The sequence below is a fragment of the Comamonas brasiliensis genome (genome assembly GCF_018292285.1).
In the GTDB taxonomy this organism is placed as follows: domain Bacteria; phylum Pseudomonadota; class Gammaproteobacteria; order Burkholderiales; family Burkholderiaceae_C; genus Comamonas; species Comamonas brasiliensis.
Genome location: NZ_JAANES010000002.1, coordinates 742,310 through 764,188, shown reverse-complemented (window position 1 = coordinate 764,188; position 21,879 = coordinate 742,310). Strand labels below are relative to the sequence as shown.

General features: G+C 64.4%; 17 protein-coding genes. 10 read left to right on the top strand and 7 right to left on the bottom strand.

Features of this window, described 5'->3' with window-relative positions:
- Positions 1–10 precede the first annotated feature (10 nt).
- Both DJFAAGMI_RS11860 and DJFAAGMI_RS11855 read left to right on the top strand, forming a co-directional pair.
- Positions 11–619, top strand: coding sequence for an SIS domain-containing protein (locus tag DJFAAGMI_RS11860; protein ID WP_003050573.1), 609 nt, complete (start codon positions 11–13; stop codon positions 617–619).
- A complete protein-coding gene (locus tag DJFAAGMI_RS11855) occupies positions 616–1,269 on the top strand; it encodes a BON domain-containing protein (protein ID WP_211457298.1) in 654 nt (217 codons plus the stop codon). Before DJFAAGMI_RS11860 ends, DJFAAGMI_RS11855 begins: the two co-directional genes overlap by 4 nt.
- 61 nt (positions 1,270–1,330) lie before the next feature.
- Here DJFAAGMI_RS11855 and DJFAAGMI_RS11850 read toward each other — a convergent pair whose 3' ends face one another.
- The 3 genes from DJFAAGMI_RS11850 to DJFAAGMI_RS11840 form a co-directional block, all read right to left on the bottom strand.
- The gene (locus DJFAAGMI_RS11850; protein WP_211457297.1) at positions 1,331–2,242 is read right to left on the bottom strand and encodes an NAD(P)-dependent oxidoreductase; all 912 of its coding nucleotides are present in this window, start codon (positions 2,240–2,242) and stop codon (positions 1,331–1,333) included.
- A 148-nt stretch (positions 2,243–2,390) separates the two neighbouring features.
- The gene (locus DJFAAGMI_RS11845) at positions 2,391–3,527 is read right to left on the bottom strand and encodes a PilT/PilU family type 4a pilus ATPase (protein WP_003050582.1); all 1,137 of its coding nucleotides are present in this window, start codon (positions 3,525–3,527) and stop codon (positions 2,391–2,393) included.
- Between the two features lie 144 nt (positions 3,528–3,671).
- Positions 3,672–4,715 carry a type IV pilus twitching motility protein PilT gene (locus tag DJFAAGMI_RS11840; protein WP_003050584.1) on the bottom strand — a complete coding sequence of 348 codons (1,044 nt, stop codon included), beginning with the start codon at positions 4,713–4,715 and terminating at the stop codon, positions 3,672–3,674.
- Between the two features lie 37 nt (positions 4,716–4,752).
- Here DJFAAGMI_RS11840 and DJFAAGMI_RS11835 point away from each other — a divergent pair, with 37 nt between their 5' ends.
- Positions 4,753–5,475, top strand: a complete 723-nt coding sequence (locus DJFAAGMI_RS11835) for a YggS family pyridoxal phosphate-dependent enzyme (protein ID WP_211457296.1) — start codon at positions 4,753–4,755, stop codon at positions 5,473–5,475.
- A 151-nt stretch (positions 5,476–5,626) separates the two neighbouring features.
- On the opposite strand, the gene DJFAAGMI_RS11830 is transcribed toward DJFAAGMI_RS11835, so the two are convergent.
- Together DJFAAGMI_RS11830 and DJFAAGMI_RS11825 are read right to left on the bottom strand one after the other, a co-directional pair.
- Positions 5,627–6,874: a branched-chain amino acid ABC transporter substrate-binding protein gene (locus DJFAAGMI_RS11830; protein ID WP_211457295.1), complete on the bottom strand. Its 1,248-nt coding sequence runs from the start codon at positions 6,872–6,874 to the stop codon at positions 5,627–5,629.
- Positions 6,875–6,921: 47 nt separating this feature from the next.
- Positions 6,922–7,692: a TetR/AcrR family transcriptional regulator gene (locus tag DJFAAGMI_RS11825; RefSeq protein ID WP_211457294.1), complete on the bottom strand. Its 771-nt coding sequence runs from the start codon at positions 7,690–7,692 to the stop codon at positions 6,922–6,924.
- Between the two features lie 164 nt (positions 7,693–7,856).
- Here DJFAAGMI_RS11825 and DJFAAGMI_RS11820 point away from each other — a divergent pair, with 164 nt between their 5' ends.
- The 4 genes from DJFAAGMI_RS11820 to DJFAAGMI_RS11805 all read left to right on the top strand — a co-directional run bounded on the left by DJFAAGMI_RS11820 (position 7,857) and on the right by DJFAAGMI_RS11805 (position 14,662).
- Entirely contained in the window at positions 7,857–9,455 is a 1,599-nt protein-coding gene (locus tag DJFAAGMI_RS11820) for an AMP-binding protein (RefSeq protein ID WP_211457293.1), read from the top strand.
- Positions 9,456–9,522: 67 nt separating this feature from the next.
- Positions 9,523–12,819 carry an acetyl-CoA carboxylase family protein gene (locus DJFAAGMI_RS11815; RefSeq protein WP_211457292.1) on the top strand — a complete coding sequence of 1,099 codons (3,297 nt, stop codon included), beginning with the start codon at positions 9,523–9,525 and terminating at the stop codon, positions 12,817–12,819.
- Positions 12,820–13,019: 200 nt separating this feature from the next.
- Positions 13,020–14,162 (top strand): aminotransferase class V-fold PLP-dependent enzyme, encoded by a 1,143-nt coding sequence (locus tag DJFAAGMI_RS11810; RefSeq protein WP_211457291.1) that lies wholly within the window; start codon positions 13,020–13,022, stop codon positions 14,160–14,162.
- Positions 14,163–14,251: 89 nt separating this feature from the next.
- On the top strand, positions 14,252–14,662 hold the full coding sequence (locus tag DJFAAGMI_RS11805; protein WP_043003966.1) for an FKBP-type peptidyl-prolyl cis-trans isomerase: 411 nt from the start codon (positions 14,252–14,254) through the stop codon (positions 14,660–14,662).
- Here the strand turns inward: DJFAAGMI_RS11805 and norR are convergent, their stop codons facing one another.
- Positions 14,663–16,249 (bottom strand): nitric oxide reductase transcriptional regulator NorR, encoded by a 1,587-nt coding sequence (gene norR, locus DJFAAGMI_RS11800; protein WP_211457290.1) that lies wholly within the window; start codon positions 16,247–16,249, stop codon positions 14,663–14,665. It lies immediately after the preceding gene.
- 159 nt (positions 16,250–16,408) lie between these two features.
- Here norR and hmpA point away from each other — a divergent pair, with 159 nt between their 5' ends.
- Positions 16,409–17,587 (top strand): NO-inducible flavohemoprotein, encoded by a 1,179-nt coding sequence (gene hmpA, locus DJFAAGMI_RS11795; RefSeq protein WP_211457289.1) that lies wholly within the window; start codon positions 16,409–16,411, stop codon positions 17,585–17,587.
- A 183-nt stretch (positions 17,588–17,770) separates the two neighbouring features.
- Here the strand turns inward: hmpA and DJFAAGMI_RS11790 are convergent, their stop codons facing one another.
- Positions 17,771–18,016, bottom strand: a complete 246-nt coding sequence (locus DJFAAGMI_RS11790) for a DUF3297 family protein (protein WP_003050615.1) — start codon at positions 18,014–18,016, stop codon at positions 17,771–17,773.
- Positions 18,017–18,168: 152 nt separating this feature from the next.
- On the opposite strand from DJFAAGMI_RS11790, the gene DJFAAGMI_RS11785 reads away from it, so the two are divergent.
- On the top strand, positions 18,169–19,494 hold the full coding sequence (locus tag DJFAAGMI_RS11785) for a DUF445 domain-containing protein (protein WP_211457288.1): 1,326 nt from the start codon (positions 18,169–18,171) through the stop codon (positions 19,492–19,494).
- Positions 19,495–19,854: 360 nt separating this feature from the next.
- On the top strand, positions 19,855–21,876 hold the full coding sequence (locus tag DJFAAGMI_RS11780; protein WP_211457287.1) for a ligand-gated channel protein: 2,022 nt from the start codon (positions 19,855–19,857) through the stop codon (positions 21,874–21,876).
- Positions 21,877–21,879 lie beyond the last annotated feature (3 nt).

Here is a 21,879-nt window from a genome sequence, read left to right as displayed (position 1 = left end):
TCGGGCCTCCATGCTAGAGCAACGAATTCAACAGCATTTCATCGACAGTGCCGACCTGAAGTACCAGGCCGCCCAGGCGCTGAGCCAACCTATTGCTTCCGCCGTACAAGCCATGCTGGCCTGTGTGACGGGCGGCGGCAAGGTGCTGGCCTGCGGTACGGGCGTTTCGGCCAGCGATGCCCAGTTATTTGCCTCCCTGTGCGTGACAGGGTTCGAACGCGATCGTCCCGAGCTGGCGGCCGTGGCCCTGACGTCCGACGGCGGCCTGCTGGGCAGCGTGGGAGCCACGGGCTCGGGCGGCAATGCCAGCCAGTATCTGGCGCGCCAGGTGCGAGCGCTGGGGCAGCCCGGCGACCTGCTGCTGCTCATGTCGGTGACCGGCAACGACATGGCCGTACAGGAAGCCCTGGAGGCCGCCCACGAGCGCGACATGATGGCCGTGGTGCTGACAGGCCGCACTGGCGGCAACCTGGCCACCACCGTGCGCGAGACCGATGTACTGATCTGCGTGCCCCACGACCGTGCGGCGCGCGTGCGTGAAACCCATACCTTGATCCTGCACTGTCTGGCCGACGGTGTGGACTCTCAACTGCTTGGTGACCAGGAGATGCCTTTATGAAGTTGAAGTGGACCCGTGTTGCATGTGCGGCCTTGACCGTTGCCGCTCTGGGCGGTGCCTTGAGCGGTTGCGTGGCTCTGGTGGGCGGCGGTGCCGCCGTGGCGGGCATGTCGGCAGTGGACAGGCGCACTACCGGCACACAGGTTGAGGACCAGGGCATCGAGCTGCGTGCCGGCAATCGCATCAGCGAGGTGATGGGCGATAAGGCCCGCGTCAGCGTCACCAGCTACAACCGTGTGGTGCTGCTGACCGGGCAGGCCGGCAATGCGACGGACAAGGCGACCATCGAGAAGCTGGTGCGCGAGCAGGCCACCGTGCGCGAGGTCTACAACGAGATCGAGGTCGTGCCTTTCACGGCAACACTGGGCCAGCGCTCTCAGGACTCCCTGATCACGACCAAGGTCAAGGCCAGCCTGGTCAATGCCAAGGACATTTCATCCTCGGCCATCAAGGTCGTGACCGAGAACAACGTGGTCTATCTGATGGGCATAGTCACGCCGCGCGAATCCAAGCGTGCAGCCGAGATCGCTCGTGGCGTCAACGATGTGAGCAAGGTTGTGCGCCTGTTCGAAGTCATCTCCGAAGAGGAACTGGCCGCTTCGACATCCAGGGCTGCACCGGTGGTCGAAGACCGCTCCAGCATGAACTGAAGCGGAGCTGCAGGCATGAAAAAAGCCGGACCCAGGTCCGGCTTTTTTCATGGGCCGACGCTCAGCGCAGGCGCTGGATCAGGCTGGACGTGTCCCAGCGACTGCCGCCCATGGCCTGCACATCGGCATAGAACTGGTCCACCAGCGCGGTGACGGGCAGGCGTGCGCCATTGCGCTGGGCTTCGGCCAGAACCAGTCCCAGATCCTTGCGCATCCAGTCCACGGCAAAGCCGAAGTCGAACTTGCCCACGGCCATGGTCTTGCCGCGATTGTCCATCTGCCAGCTCTGGGCGGCACCCTTGCCGATCACGTCGAGGACCTTCTCCACGTCCAGGTCGGCACGCAGGCCAAAGGCAATGGCTTCGGACAGCCCCTGGACCAGGCCCGCAATGCAGATCTGATTGACCATCTTGGTCAGTTGACCGCTGCCGCTGGCACCCATATGGGTAAAGGCGCGCGAGAAGGCATCGGCCACCGGTGCCACCTGATCGAAAACCTCCTGATCGCCGCCGCACATGACGGTGAGCTGGCCGTTGACCGCACCGGCCTGACCGCCCGATACAGGGGCGTCCATGAAGTGCAGGCCGCGCTGGCGGGCCTGTGCATACAGCTCGCGTGCCACCTGCGCCGAGGCCGTGGTGTGATCTACAAAGATGGACCCAGGCTCCATGCCGGCGAAAGCACCGTCGTCTCCCAGCGCAATCGAGCGCAGGTCGTCGTCGTTGCCCACGCAGCAAAAGACCATGCGTGCGCCCTTGACGGCCTCGCGGGGCGTGGCCCCATGGCGGCCGCCGACAAATTCCTCGACCCAGGCTTCGGCCTTGGTGGCCGTGCGGTTGTAGACCGTGACCTGATGGCCGGCTGCAGCCAGATGCCCGGCCATGGGGGAACCCATGACACCCAGACCCAGAAAGGCCACGGGCGTGGAAGTGCAGGGTGCGTAGCTGCGGGAGGCGATGGTGGCTGTGCTCATGAAATCCTCTAAGACTTGGTGCGGAACAGTTCGATCATGGTAGCGCCGCAGTGCATGGCCGTGGCGGAGAGCAGGGTCCTGGGCGGCCCTGCCGCCCCCCAGCAAAGCCAGCGCTCCACCTGCGGGAGGAGATGCCGGCGCCCTGGGCTTAGACGATGGTCAGATGTTCGGTGCCGGCTGCCAGGTCCAGAGTCCGGGCGCGCTGGCTGTTGAGCTTGATCTGCAGACGCAGGTCGTTGACCGAGTCTGCATTGCGCAGCGCATCTTCGTAGGTGATGAGATTGGATTCGAACAGGTCGAACAGCGCCTGGTCAAAGGTCTGCATGCCGATATTGCGGCTTTTCTTCATGATCTCCTTGATCTCGACGACCTCGCCCTTGAAGATCAGGTCGGCAATCAGCGGAGAGTTGAGCATCACCTCGATGGCGGCGACACGGCCCTTGCTGTCCTGCTTGGGAATCAGACGCTGGGAGATGATGGCCCGCAGGTTCAGCGACACATCCATCAGCAGCTGTGGGCGGCGTTCTTCGGGAAAGAAGTTGACGATGCGGTCCAGCGCTTGGTTGGCACTGTTGGCATGCAGCGTGGCCAGACACAGGTGACCGGTTTCCGAGAACGCAATCGCGTGCTCCATGGTTTCACGGTCGCGGATTTCGCCCATCAAAATCACATCGGGAGCCTGGCGCAGCGTATTTTTGAGCGCCGCTTCCCAGCTTTCGGTATCCAGTCCCACCTCGCGTTGCGTGACCACGCAGTTCTTGTGCGGGTGCACGAATTCCACGGGGTCTTCCACCGTGATGATGTGGCCGAAAGAGTTTTCGTTGCGCCAGTCCACCATGGCGGCCAGCGTGGTGGATTTACCGGAGCCCGTCGCGCCGACCAGAATGCACAGGCCGCGCTTGGTCATGGTGACCTCCTTGAGCACCTGTGGCACGCCCAGGCCGTCAATCGTGGGCAGGGTGGTGGGAATGGTACGCAGCACCATGCCGACCTTGCCCTGCTGCATGAAGGCATTGACGCGGAAGCGCCCCACGCCGGCCGGCGAGATGGCGAAGTTGCACTCCTTGGTGTGCTCGAAGTCCGCCACCTGCTTGTCGTTCATGATGGAGCGCGCCAGGGCCAGCGTATGCAGCTGGCTCAGCGGCTGCGGCGAGACCTTGGTGACCTTGCCGTCAATCTTGATGGCGGGCGGAAACTCCGCCGTGATGAACAGGTCGCTGCCGTTGCGGCTGACCATGAGCTTGAGCAGATCGTTGATGAATTTACTGGCCTGATCGCGTTCCATGATCACTCCTTATCCAGTGGCCAACAGCAAGGGCCACTCTTAAAAATTGGCACGGCCCGGACGAGAAACACCGAGCAAGGGCCGCCCCGCCGCGAAGGTGTTGTCCCCCTCAGGGGGAAGCGGCAACGCCGCTCAGGGGGAGCCTTATCCAGGAAAGTTCTCTGGAATCTTCGCCTTGCTGCGTGCTTCGGCCGGGCTGATGAGGTTGCGGCGCACCAGGTCGGTCAGGTTCTGGTCCAGGGTCTGCATGCCCATGTTCTGGCTGGTCTGGATGGTGGAGTACATCTGTGCCACCTTGGCCTCGCGGATCAGATTGCGGATGGCGGGCGTGCCCAGCATGATCTCGTGCGCGGCCACACGGCCCTGGCCGTCCTTGGTCTTGCACAGCGTCTGCGAGATCACTGCCTGCAGCGACTCGGAGAGCATGGCGCGCACCATTTCCTTTTCCTCGGCGGGGAACACGTCGATGATACGGTCGATGGTCTTGGCCGCCGACGAGGTGTGCAGCGTGCCGAACACCAAGTGACCGGTTTCGGCCGCCGTCATGGCCAGGCGGATGGTTTCCAGGTCCCGCATTTCACCGACCAGAATCGCGTCCGGATCTTCACGCAGCGCGGATTTCAGGGCTGCCGCGAACGACAGCGTCATGGGGCCGACTTCGCGCTGGTTGATCAGGCATTTCTTGGACTCGTGCACGAATTCGATGGGGTCTTCCACCGTCAGGATGTGGCCGTACTCGGTCTCGTTCAGATAGTTGACCATGGCCGCCAGCGTGGTGGACTTGCCCGAGCCCGTGGGGCCGGTCACCAGCACCAGGCCGCGCGGCTTCAGGGCCAGGTCGGAGAAGATCTTGGGGGCGTTGAGCTGCTCCAGCGTCAGGATCTTGCTGGGAATGGTACGGAACACGGCCGCCGCGCCGCGGTTCTGGTTGAAGGCGTTGACACGAAACCGGGCCAGACCTTCAATCTCGAACGAAAAGTCCACTTCCAGAAACTCTTCGTACTGCTTGCGCTGGGCATCGCTCATGATGTCGTAGACCATGGCGTGCACGGTCTTGTGGTCCAGCGGATCGATGTTGATGCGACGCACATCGCCGTGGACGCGAATCATGGGGGGCAGGCCTGCCGACAAATGCAAGTCCGAAGCCTTGTTCTTGACACTGAATGCCAGCAATTGCGTGATATCCACGGAGATCCCTCTCTGGTTTGGTACTCTGGCGCCAATTATGACGACGATTGAAAACAATCTGGGGCAGATTCATGCCCGCATTGCAGCCGCTTGCGCCAGTGCAAGCCGGCCCGTGACATCGGTGCAACTGCTGGCCGTTTCCAAGACCTTCGGCGCGGATGCGGTGCGCGAGGCTGTGCTGGCCGGCCAGCGCAGCTTTGGCGAGAACTATATCCAGGAGGCCGTGGAGAAGATCGCCGCAGTGCGCGCCATGCAGCTGGAGGGCGCCGAGGCGCTGCAATGGCATTGCATAGGTCCTATCCAGAGCAACAAGACGCGGCTGGTGGCCGAGAACTTCGACTGGGCTCAGACTGTGGACCGGCTCAAGATTGCCGAGCGTCTTTCTGCCCAGCGTCCCCAGGGCATGGAACGGCTCAATGTCTGCATCCAGGTCAATGTGGATGGCGGCGCCACCAAGTCCGGCGTCGTGGCCGAGCAAGCGCTGGAGCTGGCCGAAGCCATGGTGAAACTGCCCAATCTGCAGCTGCGCGGCATCATGAGTATTCCCGACGATACTCCTGATTTCGAAGCGCAATGTGCAGTCCATAAAAGGGCTGCATCCATTTTTGATGCCATCAAGTCCAGCGGGCTCGCGGGGCTGGAGCATTTCGACACGCTGTCCATGGGCATGACCGGCGATCTGGAAGCCGCCGTGGCGGCAGGCAGCACCATGGTGCGCGTGGGCAGCGGAGTGTTTGGGAAGCGGAGCTACACCCCCTGAGCGGCTGCGCCGCTTCCCCCTCTCTCTACGCGCTGCGCGCTAGGGGAGGGGGACGACACCCTCGGTGCGGGGCGGCCCTTCCTTGGTGTCTCTGGTGTGGGGCCATGCCCGCTAAAAGCCCAGTGACAGAGTCGAAGACTCGTCCTCATTTTTACGGCCGCTTCATCTGGCACTCCGTGGGTAGATCAAGCTGCTGGGCGGAATAGACGGCGTCGGTTCTGAAACCGTAGTTCGTGCCTTCCCAGCCGGTCTTGACCAGCTTGCCATCCACGGGGGCTATGGTGTTGACGACCTGGGGCAGCAGCAGTTGATGGTCCTTGCCGCGCATCTTGACGGGGCCGAAGACGGTGTCCATGGACATGTCCTCCATGGCCTTGGCAATTTTCACGGGTTCGGTGGACTGGGCCTTGGCCATGGCAGCGGCCAGCATGCGCGGCACCAGGTCCATGCGTGGGGCCAGAAAGTCCTGGTTCATCCTGGCCTTGTACTCCCTGGCCCGGGCGTCGGCCTGGGCGCGGTCGGCCATGCCGGGGTGCCATTCTGCGACCCAGGTCACCTGGCCTATCCTTGCCTGGGAAATCGAGGTCACGGTGCCCGGAAAGCCACCTGCGCTGTGGTTGAAGTAGCGCAGGTTGTAGCCCGAGTCGCCGGCCGACTTGAGCAGCAGGGCCAGATCCTGACCCCAGTTGCCGGTGATGACCGAATCGGTGCCGACCTCCTTGATCTTGGCCACATAGGGCGCAAAGTCCTTGATGCGACCCATGGGGTGCAAGGTCTCGCCCACGAACTGCACATCCGGTCTTGCCTTGGCTACCATGCTGCGGCCGAAGCTGGCCCATTGCTTGCCATGGGCATAGTCCTGGTTGAGCAGAAAGACTTTGCGGATCTCGGGCTGGGTCTTGATGTAGTTGGCGATGGCCTGCATGCGCATGGCCGTGTTGGCGTCGAACATGAAATGCCAGAAGCTGCAGGACTTGCCGGTCAGCTCGGGATCGATGGAGCTGTGGTTGAGTATCAGCACCTCCTTGCCCGGATTGCGCTGGTTGTAGCGCGCCGCCGCCTGCACCAGCGCCGTGACCACCGAGGATCCCGAGCCCCCCGTTACCACCACGCGTGCGCCCTGGTCAATGGCGGCCTGCAGCGCGCTCTGGCTTTCCTGGGCCGACAGCTTGCTGTCGAACTGCAGCAGCTGGAACTTGGCTCCGTTGTAGAGGCCGCCCTTGGCGTTCACGTCATCGACGGCATAGAGCACATGATTGCGCATGACTTCCCCCACATTGGCAAACGGGCCGGAGAGAGGGTCGATGAACGCGATCTTGAACGGCTCTGCCGCCTGGGCGGATACGGTGCCGGCACAAAGGCCGGCGGCCAGCGCAAGGGCTGAGAAGCGAACTGACATGGTTTTGTCTCCAGGGAGTTGGAATTGCGCCTTGGCCTTCGAGGCTCTCAGCTGGCGCTGTTGGTGGTGGATGAAGCGCTCTTGCGGCGCCTGGGGGGCGAAGGAGTCTGCGCTGCCGGCGCCGGTGCGGCCCTGGCCGCACGCTTTCGCGCAGGGGCCGCAGCAGTGCGCAGGCCCAGCACGCGCGAGGCCAGATCGGTGAGCTCGACCACCATCTCGGCCGGGCCCAGCTTGCCGCCAGGCTGATACCAGTTGTAGAGAAAGCCGGGCAGACTGCAGGCCGCCTGGGCGGTGATGCGGGTGTCGCGGAAATCGAAATGCCCGCTGGCGCGGCCTTCGTCGAGCAGGGCGCAGAACTGCCTGTAGAACTGCTGGGCCACATTGCGTGAGGCCTTGAGATAGGCGGGGCTGAAGGCCTGCGGTTCGCGGTAGGGGAAGAAGCCTGCCGGATAGTGCGCAATGGTGGCGGCGATCAGTCGCTGCAGACCGTCGATGGCCTTTTCATGCGCGGGGCGCGGGTCGTCGGCCGCAAAGTCCAGCACCGTGAAGCAGGCCTCGGTCGGCGCCCAGCACAGGGTTTCGAAGATCTCCTGCTTGTTGCGGAAGTAGTAGTAGACAAAGGGCTTGGTCACGCCCAGCGCCTGCACGATCTGCTCGATGGTGGTGTTGGCATAGCCATAGCGGTCGAACAGGGCTTCGGCGGCCTTGAGAATGCGCTCGCGCTTCTCGTCGGAGCCGGCGGTGGGCAGGCGCTGGCGGCCGCGCGGCGCCACGGGCGCAGCCGGCTTCTTCTCGGTCTTTCTGGACGTGGCGGGCATGAGGGTTTGCGTGTGTCGCATTCGTTATACCAATGGGTAGCATTGTTCTACCGGCAGGTATACATTGACAAGACGCCGAGCAGCAGATTGCCCTAAGGCAATCCCTGAGAAAACCGCAAAGTGGCGCCGCTGTTCGGTCTATACGAGACACCCAGGAGACAACCATGGCTGAATCCGAGACCCTCATTCCCCTGCATGAAGCCTTGCGCCGCAATGCGCGCCAGCATCCCGAGCGCGATGCCTATATCTGGTACGGACAGCACATCAGCTGGCGCCAGGTGGATGAGGGCAGCGATGCCGTGGCCGCGCATCTGCAGCAGCTGGGCGTGAAGCGGGGCGAGCCCGTCGCCCTGTTCATGAACAACTGCCCGCAGTACATCGTTGCGCATTACGCGGTGCAGAAGATCGGCGCCATCGTCTGCCCCTGCGGGCCGCTGAACAAGGAGCACGAGCTCGAATACCAGCTCAACGATCTGCAGGCCAGGGTCATCATCGCGGCCGATGTGCTGCTGCCCGTGGTGGACAAGGTGCGCGGCAGCACTGCGCTGCAGCATGTGCTGGCCGTGCGCTACGGCGACTGGCTGCCCGCCAGCGCCACGCTGCCCTTGCCTGCCGAGCTGCAGGCCCCCGTGCAGCCGCTGCCCGGCAATGTGACGTCCTTCTGGGATCTCATGCACAGCGGTGCCAGGCCCGCGCCTGTCGATGTGGACATGGACGAGGTGGCGCTGATGACCTATACCTCGGGCACCACGGGCCTGCCCAAGGGCGCCATGCTGAGCTTCGGTGCGGCCGCGTACAAGACGGCCGGCGCGTCCCGGGTGACCGGGGTCGGCGCCGAGGATGTATTGCTTGCCGTGGCCCCGCTCTATCACATCGCCGGCATGTCCATGGGGGTGAACATGCCCGTGCATTCGGGGGCGACCTGCGTGCTGCTGCATCGCTTCGATCCGCTGGCCGTGGCGCAGGCGCTGGAGCGCTACCGCGTCAGCTGGTGGTACAGCATCGCGCCCATGAATGTGGCGCTGATGCAGGTGCCCGGCGTGGAGAAGATGGATTTCAGCGCGCTGCGCCGCAACACCGTCACCAGCTTCGGCATCACCTATACCGAGGATCTGGCGCAGCAATGGCGCAGGTTCGCACCCAATGCCATCTCCAGCGAGGCGGCCTACGGTCTGTCCGAAACCCACACCATGGATACCTTCATGCCGGGCGATGCCATTCGCTGGGGCACACATGGCAAACCTGCGCCGGGCAACGAGATCCGGGTGATAGATCCGGAGACCGGCGCGCCGCTGGCCGCAGGCGAGGTGGGCGAGATCATCATTCGCGGCCCGGGCAACTTCAAGGGCTACTGGAACAAGCCGGAGGCCACGGCCAAGACGCTCAAGGACGGCTGGGTGCATACCGGCGATATGGGCAAATTCGATGCGGACGGCTATCTGACCTTCATCGGCCGCTTCAAGGAAATGATCAAGGTCTCGGGCTACAGCGTCTTCCCCGAAGAAGTGGAGACGATTCTGATCAAGCATCCGGCCATCGCCCAGGCTGCCGTGATCGGTGTTGCCGATGCCCAGAAAGGCGAGGTCGTGCGCGCCTTCATCGTGCGCAAGCCCGGACAAAGCCTGGAGGCGGACGGGCTGCTGGCCTGGAGCAAGGAAAACATGGCCACCTACAAGGCTCCGCGCGAAGTGCGCTTCATCGATGCGCTACCGGCCACGGGCGCAGGAAAGGTGCTGCGCCGTTTGCTGCGAGATATCCCCTGATTTTTTGCATCAAAAGTAGTGTGACCATTGATTGGTGAGCGCTAAAAGCTAATAAAACGAGAGTCCTATGTTCAAGAAAGTCCTGATCGCCAACCGCGGTGAAATCGCGCTGCGCATCATCCGAGCGCTGCAGGAGCTGGGCATTGCCAGCCTGGCGGTGTACGCCGCCGATGATGCGGCGGCCCCGCATGTGCAGGCCGCTGACGAGGCACAGGCACTGGGCGCCAGCGGCCCGGTGGCGTATCTCGATGGCGCGCAGCTGCTGCGGATTGCCCAGCAGCATGGTTGCGATGCGCTGCACCCGGGCTATGGCTTTCTCAGCGAGAACGCAGACTTTGCGCGCGCCTGTGCGGCAGCGGGACTGCGCTTTATCGGCCCGACGCCCGAGCAGCTGGCGCTGCTTGGCGACAAGGCCAGAGCCCGTGCGCTGGCGCAGCAATGCGGCGTGCCCCTGATGCCCGGCAGCACCGAGGCCGTGACGCTGGAGCAGGCACAGCAGTTCTTTGCGCGTCAGCAGGCCGACGGGGCCAGCGGCATCATGATCAAGGCCATCGGCGGCGGCGGCGGGCGCGGCATGCGTGCGGTCACCGAGGCTGCCGAGGTGGCCACCGCCTACCAGCGCTGCCGCAGCGAGGCCCAGGCAGCCTTCGGCGTGGACGGCGTCTATGTCGAGCGGCTGATGAGCGGCGCGCGCCATATCGAGATTCAGCTGCTGGGCGATGGCAGCGAATGGCCGATGGCGCTGGGCGAGCGCGAATGCACGCTGCAGCGGCGCTTTCAGAAGCTGGTGGAGATTGCACCCAGTCCCAGCCTGACGCAGCCGCTGCGCGAGCGCATCACCGAGGACGCGCTGCGCGTGGCAGCCAGGCTGCGTTATGAAAGCCTGGGCACGTTCGAGTTTCTGGTCGATCTGCAGTCCGAGTCCCTGCCCTATGTGTTCATCGAGGCCAACCCGCGTCTGCAGGTGGAGCACACGATTACCGAAGAGGTCTTTGGCGTCGATCTGGTGCAGGCCCAGATCCGCATTGCGGCGGGCGAGCATTTTGCCGACCTGGGCCTGAATGTGAATGCCCCGCCCCGGCCGCGCGGCTATGCCATGCAGTGGCGCATCAATGCCGAAACCCTGGATGCCCAGGGCAACTCCCGCCCCGGCGGCGGCCGCATCGCCGAGCTGCACTGGCCGCAAGGGCCGGGCATACGCCTGGACGGTCATGCGCAGCAGGGGGCCAGTCCGTCGCCGCACTACGACACCTTGCTGGCCAAGCTCGTCGTGCACAGCCACGCGCCGCGTTTCGAGGATGTGCTGCGCCGCTCCAGGCGTGCGCTGGCCGACTGCCGCATTGCGGGCCTTGCCACCAATCTGCCGCTGCTGCAGGCCCTGGCCCAGCGGCCCGAGATGCTGGAGCAGACCGTGCACACGCGCTGGCTCGAAGAGGTCCTGCCGCAGCTGGTGGAGGCCGCAGAAAAGATAGCTTCAAGCGCAAGTCATTCAAGGAATTCCGATACTTTTGAGTCTGAAAACAATGTATCCCAAGCGCAGCAAGCTCCTGAAAATGCAGTGCTGGCCCCCATGCCCGCCAGGGTCGTGCAGTGGTCTGTGGCGGTGGACGAGACGGTAGCCAAGGGGGCCGAGCTGGGCATTCTCGAAGCCATGAAAATGCAGCATGTGTTGTTTGCGCAGGCTGCGGGCCGGGTTCAGGCGCTGCTCGCGGAGGCCGGCAGCTATGTGGCGCAGGACCAGGCTTTGCTGGTGCTCGCGCCCGTCCAGGGCGATGCGGCGCATGCCGAGGTGGTGCCGCAGCGGCAGGACCCGGGCCACATCCGGGCCGATCTGCAGCGCGTCAAGGATCGCCATGCCTTCACGCTCGATGCAGCTCGGCCCGAGGCCATGGCCAGGCGCCACGGCCAGGGCAGCCGCAGCGCGCGCGAGAACATTGCCGATCTCTGCGATGAAGGCAGCTTTATCGAGTACGGGGCGCTGGCGATTGCCGCGCAGACACGCAGGCGCAGCCTTGACGATCTGGTGGCCAACACGCCGGCCGACGGCATGGTGACGGGCATGGGCTCCATCAATGCCGCGCAGTTCGGCGCGGAACGGTCGCGCGCCGTGGTCATGTCCTATGACGCCACGGTGCTGGCGGGCACCCAGGGCGCGCGCAATCACGCCAAGACCGACCGCATGCTGGGTATCGCGCTGCAGCAAAAGCTGCCCGTGGTGCTGTTTGCCGAAGGCGGCGGCGGCCGGCCCGGCGATACCGACACCCCCGTGGTCGCGGGCCTGCATGTGCATACCTTCGCGGCCTATGCGGCGCTCTCGGGTCAGGTGCCGGTGGTGGGCATCACCCACGGCCGCTGCTTTGCCGGCAATGCCGCTCTGCTGGGTTGCAGCGATGTGATCATCGCCACGCGCAGCAGCAATATCGGCATGGGCGGACCGGCCATGATCGAGGGCGGTGGCCTGGGTGTCTTCCGGCCCGAGGAAGTCGGCCCCGCCAGCGTGCAGCATGCGAATGGCGTGATCGACATCCTGGTCGACGACGAGACCCAGGCCGTGGCGGCGGCCAGGCACTATCTGTCCTTCTTCCAGGGGCGCATCGACCAATGGTCCGAGCCCGACCAGCGCCTGCTGCGTCAGGTCGTGCCCGAGAACCGCCTGCGTGCCTACGACACCCGCGCCGCCATGGCCGGGCTGGTGGACGAGGGCAGTCTGCTGATGCTGAGAACCGGCTTCGGCGCCGGCATCCACACGGCGCTGGCGCGCATCGAGGGGCGGCCTGTGGGGCTGATGGCCAACAACCCGGGCCATCTGGGCGGCGCCATCGATGCCGATGCGGCGGACAAGGCGGCGCGCTTCATGCAACTGTGCAATGCCCACGGCATCGCCATCGTCAGCCTGGTCGACACGCCCGGCTTCATGGTGGGGCCGGAGATCGAGAAAACCGCCCAGGTGCGCCATGTCAGCCGGCTGTTCGTCATGGCAGCCAAGCTGCGTGTCCCGTACTTCAGCGTGGTGCTGCGCAAGGGCTACGGCCTGGGCGCCATGGGCATGACGGCGGGCAGCTTTCATGCGCCCATCTTCAATGTGGCCTGGCCCACGGGCGAGTTCGGCGCCATGGGTCTGGAAGGGGCAGTGCGGCTGGGCTTTCGCAAGGAGCTCGAAGCCCTGCCCGAGGGCGCGCAGCGCGAGGCACTGTTTGAGAAGCTGCTGGCCCAGCAATACGCACATGGCGAGGCCATGCACATGGCGGCCACGCTGGAAGTCGATGCCGTCATCGACCCCGCGGAGACCCGCGCCTGGCTGGTACGCGGCCTGGCCGGTGCGCGCCTGCGCGAGGGTGAAGGCCGCTTTGTGGACACATGGTAAACGCTGATGGAGATTTCGCATTTACAGCGTTTAATCGGCCGGAATCTTCGATGTGCAAAGCGCTTGCAGCTCATGTTTTTGATATGAACTGCATACACAAAACCATATTCCGGCTCATGCTAAGCTGAATGTCTTGCACCTGCGCCCCGGCGGCCCCGGGGTGTTTTTGACTGCTCAGCTTTTGCGATTGGAGATACCCCATGCCCGGACTTTTGCCCGACGTCGACCCCGATGGCCTGCTTGAATTCTCGGTGGTCTACACCGACCGAGCGCTCAACCACATGTCCAAGAAGTTCGTGGGTGTGATGCAGGACATCCTGGGCATGCTCAAGGATGTCTATCACGCCAACACGGCCGTGCTGATTCCTGGCAGCGGCACCTTCGGCATGGAAGCCGTGGCGCGCCAGTTCGCCAACCGCGAGCGGGTGCTGATCGTGCGCAACGGCTGGTTCAGCTACCGCTGGACGCAGATCTTCGACGCCGATGCGGGCCTGGGCGGCGGCTCCGTGGTCTGCAAGGCGCGCAAGCAGGGCGAGGGCAGCCAGGACCCCTGGGCGCCATGTCCGGCGGAGGATGTGGCCGAGACCATTCGCGTTGAGCGCCCCAAGGTGGTGTTTGCCCCGCATGTGGAAACGGCCAGCGGCATCATGCTGCCCGACGAATACCTGCGCACCGTCGCCGATGCCGCACACGAGGTCGGCGCGCTGTTCGTGCTGGATTGCGTGGCCTCGGGCGCCATGTGGGTCGATATGGAAAAAACCGGCGTGGACGTGCTGATCTCGGCGCCGCAAAAGGGCTGGAGCAGCTCGCCTTGCTGCGCTATGGTCATGCTCTCGGCACGCGCCCGCGAGGCCATAGAGCACACGCAAAGCTCCAGCTTCTCCTGCGATCTGAAGAAGTGGATGCAGATTGCCGAGGGTTACGAAAAAGGCCAGCATGCCTATCACACCACCATGCCCACGGATGCGCTGCTGCGCCTGCGTGACGTCATGCTGGAGACGCGCGAGTACGGCTTTGCCAAGGTGCGTGAAGAACAGATGGAGCTGGGGCGCAAGGTGCGCGAGCTGCTGCAGTCGCGCGGCTTTCCCAGCGTGGCCGCCGAGGGCTACAAGGCTCCCGGAGTGGTCGTGAGCTACACCACGGACACGGAAATCCAGAGCGGTCGCGCCTTTCTCAAGGTCGGCCTGCAAACCGCCTCGGGCGTGCCGCTGCAATGCGATGAAGGCCCTGACTTCAAGACCTTCCGCATCGGCCTGTTCGGCCTGGACAAATGGCATGACTCGGATCGCTCCGTGGCGCATCTGTCCAAGGCGCTGGACGATATCGGCATTGCCCTGATCTGAGTCAATGCAGCCGTCAGCATGGCTGCCGTGACATTTTTCCGACCCGACTTCGTACTAAAGTCGGGTTTTGTTCATTCAGCGCATCCGATATGAAAAAAGCAATCACCGTGATCGGGCTTGTATGGGCCATGGGTGCCGGCGCAGCGGTTCATGCTGCGCCGGTCACCACCGCCAGCGGGCTGGTCTATGAAAGCCAGGTCGAAGGCACGGGCCCCAGCCCCAAGGCGACGGACACCGTCAAGGTGCACTACCGCGGCTACTTCCCCGATACCGGCAAGGAGTTCGACAGCTCTTACGCCCGCAAGCAGCCCATCGAGTTCCCGCTCAATGGCGTGATTCCCTGCTGGACCGAGGGCGTGCAGAAGATGAAGGTCGGCGGCAAGGCCAAGTTCACCTGCCCGCCAGCCATTGCCTACGGCTCACGCGGCGCGGGCCGTGCCGTTCCACCCAATGCCACGCTGAACTTCGACGTCGAGCTGCTGGGCATCCAGGGCCGCTGATCAAGGCCTGTCTATCTCCAGTCGCTTGGCCAGGCGCTGCAGATTGGCGCGATCGAGCTGCAGCTCGCGCGCTGCAGCGGCCCAGCTGCCCCGGTGGCGGGCCAGGCTGGCGCTGACCAGCTGGCGCTCATAGGCGCTGACGGCGGCGCGCAGGCCGGCCTCGGGCGCCGCTGCAGGTGTGGCCGGGTCGCTGGCGGCTGCAGTCTGTTCGGCGGCAGCTGCCTCGGTCCGCTCCCAGAGATCGGCAAGCCCCAGCGTCACGATGCGCAGCCTTGCGCCGGCGCGGCTGGCGCTGCCGTCATGGCGGCTCAGGGCCCTGAGCACGGCACGGCTGATGCAGTGCTCAAGCTCGCGCACATTGCCGGGCCAGCCGCGATTGAGCAAGGCTGCCTGTGCGGCCGCATCCAGGCGCAGGCCGCCCAGCCTGAGCCTGGAGCGGTTCTCCTCGAGGAAATAGCCCGCCAGCTGCAGCACATCGCTGTCGCGCTCGCGCAGCGGCGGCACATTGAGCGGATAGACATTGAGGCGGTGATAGAAGTCCGCGCGCATGCGCCCGGCGCCGACTTCCGCAGCCAGGTCGCGGTTGGTGGCTGCGATCACGCGCACATCCACATGGTGCTCACGGTCCGAACCCAGGCGCTGCAGCTGGCCGCTTTGCAGCACGCGCAGCAGCTTGGCCTGCACGGGCAGCGAGAGTTCGCCGACCTCGTCCAGAAACAGCGTGCCCTGATGCGCCTGCTCGAACTTGCCGCTGCGCTCGCTCAGCGCTCCGGTGAAGGCTCCGCGCACATGGCCGAACAGCTCGCTCTCGACCAGGTTGTCGGGCAGGGCCGCGCAGTTGATGCTGATCATGGGCTTGCCGGCCCGGCCCGACTGCGCATGCACGGCCTGGGCCACCAGCTCTTTGCCGGTACCGGTTTCGCCGGTAATGAGCACGCACAGATCGCTGGCGGCGACCAGGGCAATGTCTTTTTGCAGCTGGCGCATGACGGGGCTTGCGCCCTGCAGTCCGCGCTCCGGCGGCGCGGCTGGACTGGTCGAGCCGGTGGCACCGCGCGCGAGTTGCGACAGCTGCTGCACGCGCTCGGCCGTGGCCACGGTGGCTGCAGCCAGATTGCTGAAGGCCTGCAGCATGGCCAGTGCCGCAGGGTCGGCAAAGCGGCCCGGCTCCATTGCGTCCAGCGTCAGCAGGCCCCAGGGCAGGCCGCCCAGCTGCAGCACGCAGCCCATGCAGTCGTGCACATGCAGCTCGCCGATGGTCTGGCCCTTGTGCGCTACCAGCCCGTCATAAGGGTCGGGCAGGGGGCTGTCGGGCTCGAAGCGCATGGCCTGGCCGGCCGCCAGCAACTGGGCAAAGCGCGGATGCTCGGCCAGGCGAAAGCGTCGGCCCAGCGTGTCCGGCATCAGGCCGTCGATCGCCATGGGGCGCAGCCATTCGCCTTCCAGTTTCAGCAGGGCGACGGCGTCGGCGGGCAGCAGATTGCGCAGCGCGGCCAGCAGGCGGCGCAGGCGTTCGCGCTCGGGCAGGTCCTGGGCCAGATCGGCGATCAACGGGCTGACAGCGTTGAGAATGTGGGAGGTTGTCATAACGACAGCGTTCGGTGTCAATAAGACATCAATTGAGCAATGTCATATTGACGCATATTTCCGCAAGCCATTGTTTTGCAGTGGTATTGAGGCTGGCACGCTGCTTGCACTCACTGGTACAAGCCTTGCAGCTGGCAAGGCCGCAACCAGGAGATTTGCATGCTTACCGAACGTCAACGCGAGATCGTCAAGGCCACCGTGCCGCTGCTGGAAACCGGCGGCGAGGCGCTGATCACGCATTTCTACCAGACCATGCTGGGCGAATACCCCGAGGTGCGCCCGCTGTTCAACCAGGCGCACCAGCAAAGCGGTGCCCAGCCGCGTGCTCTGGCGCATAGCGTGCTGATGTATGCCAAGAACATCGACCGCCTGGAAAACCTGGGCAATCTGCCCGCGCAAATCATCAACAAGCATGTGGCGCTGCAGGTGCAGGCCGAGCATTACCCCATCGTGGGTGCCTGCCTGCTGCGCGCCATTCGCGAAGTGCTGGGCGCCGAGATTGCCACGGACGAGGTGATCGCCGCCTGGGCGGCAGCCTATCAGCAGTTGGCCGATATCCTGATCGCGGCCGAGCGCAGCGTGTACGAGCAGACGGCGGCGGCCGAAGGCGGCTGGCGCGGTGCGCGCGCCTTCAAGCTGGTGCGCAAAGAGGCCGAAAGCGCTGAGATCACGTCCTTCTATCTGGAACCTGTGGACGGCGGCGCGGTGATTGCCCACCAGCCCGGCCAGTACATTGGCCTGCGTGTGATGGTCGACGGCCTGGAGCAGCGCCGCAACTATTCGCTGTCGGCACCTGCCAACGGCAGGAGCTATCGCATCAGCATCAAGCGCGAGGCCGGCGGCAAGGTCTCCAACCATCTGCACGACCAGCTGCATGTGGGCGATACGCTGGAGCTGTTCCCGCCCGCTGGCCATTTCACCTTGCAGGCCGGCGCCAGGCCCCTGGTGCTGATCAGCGGCGGTGTGGGCATCACGCCCACGCTGCCCATGCTGCAGGCGGCGCTGCCCACGGGTCGCGAGATCACCTTCATCCACTGCGCGCGCGATCGCGGCGTGCATGCCTTTCGCGAGAAGATCGATGCGCTGGCCAGCCGCCACGAGCAGCTCACGCGCCGCTACTGCTACGACCAGGCGGACGCGGGCGACGAAGTCGACGCCCAGGGCCTGCTGAGCACCGACCGACTGGCCCAGTGGCTGCCCGAGTCGCGCGATGCCGATGTCTACTTCCTGGGGCCGCGCGGCTTCATGCGCAGCGTCAAGCAGTCGCTGCGCGAGCTGGGCGTGCCCGACGCCCAGGTGCATTACGAGTTCTTCGGCCCGGCGGAAGCCCTGGCTTGATTGAGTGAGTGCTCATTAAAAAAGAGCTGCATGCGCTTGGTATTGCTGATTTTCAGTGCATAAAGCATCTGAAATCCTTGCAAAACCATCGCAAGCAGCTCTCTTTATTGAGGCGGCTTGGCTGATTGCTCTTTGAACTGGGCGATTGCCCAGTGAGAGACATCGAGCAAGCGCCTCAGGGGGTCAACGGTAATACGCTTCGACCGTGCCCTTGAGCTTGATCAGCAGAGGCTTGCCCTTGCGGTCCAGGGTCTTGCCGGCGGGCACCTTGACCCAGCCTTCGCTGACGCAGTATTCCTCGACGTCAAAGCGATCCTTGCCGTTGAAGCGGATGCCGATGTCGTGCTCGAACACGGCGGCCACATGGTGGGGGCTGCGAGGGTCAACGGACAGATGGTCGGGCAGTTCGGGGCGGGTGGCTTCGGTCATGATTTCTCGAGAGTCAGGGAATACAGGAGCGCTATTTTCGGTGCAATTGCAAAAGCCTGCCGCCTGTCGCTGCAATGGCGCAGCGCAGGCCATGCGCGGCCATCGGGGCCGAAGGCATAGGCGAGCCGGCCCGACTCGCCTATGCTTGGGCCATGCTCACCGAAGAACAACGCCTGTCCCTGCAGCGCGCCAAGCGGCTGCCGCTGATTTTGCTGCTGCTGGTGACGGCCGGCTTCATCGCCACGGCGCTGGCAGGCTCGCGCTGGGGACTGGAGGGCCAGGCCGTGCCGTTGTGGCTGGTGTGCCTGCGGGCCATCTGCGAGGCCGCCATGGTGGGGGCACTGGCCGACTGGTTTGCGGTCTCTGCGCTGTTTCGCCATATTCCGCTGCCGCTGGTGGGGCGGCACACGGCCATCATCCCGCGCAACAAGGATCGCATAGGGAACAACCTGGCCATGTTCGTGCGCGACAAGTTTCTCGACGTGCCCTCGCTGGTGGCGCTGATCGAGCGCAACAATCCGGCCCAGGCGCTGGCCGACTGGCTGACGGCTCCCGCCAACAGCCAGTTGCTGGGCAAGCAGGTGGCGCGGCTGGCACTGGCCGCGCTGGAGATGGTGCAGGACAAGCAGGTCGAGAAGTTTCTGACCCAGTCGCTCAAGGCCGTGATGCAGCATGTGGATCTGTCGCGTGCGGCGGCCTCGCTGCTGTCGGGGCTGACGGCGGGCGGGCGCCACCAGGAGGTGCTCGACGATGTGCTGGCACGCATCAGCCGCGTGCTGCGCCAGGAGCAGACCCATGTGATGATCGCGCAGACCATCGTGGTCTGGCTCAAGCGAGAGCACCCGATCAAGGAAAAAATGCTGCCCACGGACTGGCTCAGCGACAAGGGCGCCAGCGTGATTGCCAGCGCTCTCGACAGCCTGCTGCAGGATGTGGCCCAGAACCCTGGCCACCGTTTGCGCCAGGCCTTCGACAACTCGATACAGCGCCTGATCGACGGTCTGCAGAACGATCCCGTCTACGCCGAGCGTGTGGAAAAGCTGCGCAACTATCTGCTGCATGACGAGAAGCTGGCCGTCTACCTGCGCGAGCTATGGGCCGGCTGGCGCGCAAGGCTGGAGCGCGATCTGGCCGACGAGAATTCGGCCATGGCGCGCCGCGCCGCCGTGATGGGGCGCTGGCTGGGCCAGGCACTGGCGCATGACGAGGCACTGCGCAGCTCCATGAACGAGCGCCTCAAGCGCTGGGCGACGACGCTGGCGCCCGATGTCTCCCAGTTCATCGCCCGCCATATTGCCGACACGGTGCAGCGCTGGGATGCCGAGCAGCTGGCCACGCTGATCGAGGCGCATATCGGCAAGGACCTGCAGTACATACGCATCAACGGCACGCTGGTGGGCGGGGCCATCGGCTTGCTGCTGTTTCTGGTCTCGCATGCCGCTGCCCTGTGGCGCAGCATGCTGGCCTGGCTGGGCTAAGGCCTTTTCACGACCAGACCGCGCATGCCGCTGCCGGGCGATGCCGGTTTGAGGTCATGCCAAAGTACTTAACAGTAAAAATTCTTTGGAAGGCCTGTTGGTTGCGGTTACAATGAGAATTATTCGCAACAAGAAGACCTTGCTGCAATCTTTGACTCAGCCAGGCATGCCCATTGAATGGCCGCATGCCGCCATGCCCCGCCGCATGGTTCAGCCAGGACGATCTCATGCGCAGATCGTGATTGCCTTCTTCATCACTCCAACAGCGCGAATGCTTCGCTGACCGGCACCTGCTTTCCGTGGCCCTGACCATGGGGCGCAGCCTTGCCTGGTCGATGTGCCTTTTTTTCCGAACTCATCATGCAAATTCATGCAGCCGCTGCTGCAGGCTTCGCCACGGCCTGCGCCTCATCATCTTCCCGTCCTCTGATCACCGTCCGCCGGTCGCTGCGCCCCATGCTGGGCATGGCGCTGGCGGCTGCCGGCCTGCTGACCCACGGGCTGACCGCGGCGCAGGAAAAATCGCTGGAGACGGTGGTGGTGACGGCCTCGGGCTTCGAGCAGGAGATCAAGGATGCGCCGGCATCGATTTCCGTCATCACGCGCGAAGAGCTGGAAAAAGGCAGCTACAACAATCTGCATGATGCGCTGCGCGATGTGCCCGGCGTGAATCTGGTGCCTTCGGACAACAATTCCAACGACATCAGCCTGCGCGGCATGGGCGTGAACTACACCCTGATCCTGGTGGACGGCAAGCGCACCAATACCCGCGAAACCCAGGCCAACGGCTCCACCGGCACCGACCAGAGCTGGGTGCCGCCGCTGGAGGCGATCGAGCGCATCGAGGTGGTGCGCGGCCCGATGTCCTCGCTCTACGGCTCGGACGCCATGGGCGGCGTGATCAACATCATCACGCGCAAGGTGGCCAAGGAGTGGATGGGCTCCATCCGCACCGAAGCCACGCTGCAGGAGCGCTCGTCCTCGGGCAATATCTACCAGAGCAATTTCTACCTGTCCGGCCCCATACAGACCGATCTGCTGGGTCTGAGCATCTACGGCAACTACAACAAGCGCGGCGAGGACAACATCCTCAACGGCTACAACGACTACGACAACCGCGCGCTCAACGTCAAGCTGGCGCTGACGCCCAACAAGGACCACGACATCATTGCCGAGCTGGGTACGGGCAAGCAGCACTACACCTCGACGCCGGGCAAGACGCTGGCGGCCACGGCTGCACTCAGCGACCGCAAGTTCGAGCGCGACAACTTCTCGCTGCAGCACAAGGGACGCTGGGGCTGGGCATCTTCGGACACCTATCTGCAGCAGGAGAAGACGCGCAATCTGTCGCGCGACATGACCATCAAGAACACGGTCTTCAACAGCAGCTGGGTGGCGCCGCTGGGGGCCAGCCATCTGATGACCACGGGCGTGAGCTACAACGAGCAGGACCTGACGGACACCACCACCAACACCTTGCCCAATGCCAGCCGCACCAGCATCAACCGCAGCCAGTGGGCCGTGTTTGCCGAGGACGAATGGCGTCTGCACAAGGACTTCGCACTGACCGGCGGCCTGCGCTACGACCATGACAGCCAGGCCGGCGGCCAGGTCAGCCCGCGCCTGTATGGCGTGTGGAATCTGGCCCCGCAGTGGACGGTCAAGGGCGGTGTCTCCACGGGCTTTCGTGCGCCGTCGCTGCGTCAGACCGTGGGTGACTGGGGTCAGAGCAGCCGTGGCGGCAATATCTACGGCAACCCGGATCTGAAGCCCGAAACCTCGCTGACCAAGGAAATCGGCGTGCTCTACGACAGCGGCGCCGGCACCACGGCAGGGCTGACGGTGTTCGACAACGAGTTCGAGGACAAGATCACCCGCGTGGCCTGCCCCAGCTGCGGCCCGCTCAACAGTTCGGGCCGCGTGCCCACCACGAACATCAATGTGGACAACGCCATCACGCGTGGCCTGGAGGCTTCGCTGGGCGCGCAGCTGAGCAAGACGCTGCGCCTTAAAACCAACTACACCTTCACCAAGTCCGAGCAAAAGAGCGGCGAGTTTGCCGGCATGCCGCTGAACCAGCTGCCACGCCATCTGTTCAATGTCTCGCTGGACTGGAGCCCCACGGCCCAGCTCAACGGCTGGCTCAAGGCTTCCTACCGCGGCGAGGAAAGCGCGCCCACGGGCGGAGCGTCCTCGGGCAGCTTCACCCAGAAGAGCTACACCATGCTGGATCTGGGCGGCTCCTACAAGCTCAACAAGACCGTCACGCTGTACGCGGGCATCTACAACCTGCTGGACAAGCAGGTCATCTATGACGGCGTCAATTACGACACCGTGCTCGATGGCCGCCGCTACTGGCTGGGCATGAACGTCAAGTTCTGATCC

Excerpts from the sequence above, each read along its gene's own strand:
- DJFAAGMI_RS11780 (WP_211457287.1), top strand. The coding sequence starts at position 19,855 with ATGCAAATTCATGCAGCCGCTGCTGCAGGCTTCGCCACGGCCTGCGCC.
- DJFAAGMI_RS11845 (WP_003050582.1), bottom strand. The coding sequence starts at position 3,527 with ATGGAACGCGATCAGGCCAGTAAATTCATCAACGATCTGCTCAAGCTC.
- DJFAAGMI_RS11860 (WP_003050573.1), top strand. The coding sequence starts at position 11 with ATGCTAGAGCAACGAATTCAACAGCATTTCATCGACAGTGCCGACCTG.
- DJFAAGMI_RS11825 (WP_211457294.1), bottom strand. The coding sequence starts at position 7,692 with ATGCCCGCCACGTCCAGAAAGACCGAGAAGAAGCCGGCTGCGCCCGTG.
- norR (WP_211457290.1), bottom strand. The coding sequence starts at position 16,249 with ATGACAACCTCCCACATTCTCAACGCTGTCAGCCCGTTGATCGCCGAT.
- DJFAAGMI_RS11805 (WP_043003966.1), top strand. The coding sequence starts at position 14,252 with ATGAAAAAAGCAATCACCGTGATCGGGCTTGTATGGGCCATGGGTGCC.
- DJFAAGMI_RS11850 (WP_211457297.1), bottom strand. The coding sequence starts at position 2,242 with ATGAGCACAGCCACCATCGCCTCCCGCAGCTACGCACCCTGCACTTCC.
- DJFAAGMI_RS11785 (WP_211457288.1), top strand. The coding sequence starts at position 18,169 with ATGCTCACCGAAGAACAACGCCTGTCCCTGCAGCGCGCCAAGCGGCTG.
- DJFAAGMI_RS11855 (WP_211457298.1), top strand. The coding sequence starts at position 616 with ATGAAGTTGAAGTGGACCCGTGTTGCATGTGCGGCCTTGACCGTTGCC.
- DJFAAGMI_RS11820 (WP_211457293.1), top strand. The coding sequence starts at position 7,857 with ATGGCTGAATCCGAGACCCTCATTCCCCTGCATGAAGCCTTGCGCCGC.
- DJFAAGMI_RS11810 (WP_211457291.1), top strand. The coding sequence starts at position 13,020 with ATGCCCGGACTTTTGCCCGACGTCGACCCCGATGGCCTGCTTGAATTC.
- hmpA (WP_211457289.1), top strand. The coding sequence starts at position 16,409 with ATGCTTACCGAACGTCAACGCGAGATCGTCAAGGCCACCGTGCCGCTG.
- DJFAAGMI_RS11790 (WP_003050615.1), bottom strand. The coding sequence starts at position 18,016 with ATGACCGAAGCCACCCGCCCCGAACTGCCCGACCATCTGTCCGTTGAC.
- DJFAAGMI_RS11830 (WP_211457295.1), bottom strand. The coding sequence starts at position 6,874 with ATGTCAGTTCGCTTCTCAGCCCTTGCGCTGGCCGCCGGCCTTTGTGCC.
- DJFAAGMI_RS11835 (WP_211457296.1), top strand. The coding sequence starts at position 4,753 with ATGACGACGATTGAAAACAATCTGGGGCAGATTCATGCCCGCATTGCA.
- DJFAAGMI_RS11815 (WP_211457292.1), top strand. The coding sequence starts at position 9,523 with ATGTTCAAGAAAGTCCTGATCGCCAACCGCGGTGAAATCGCGCTGCGC.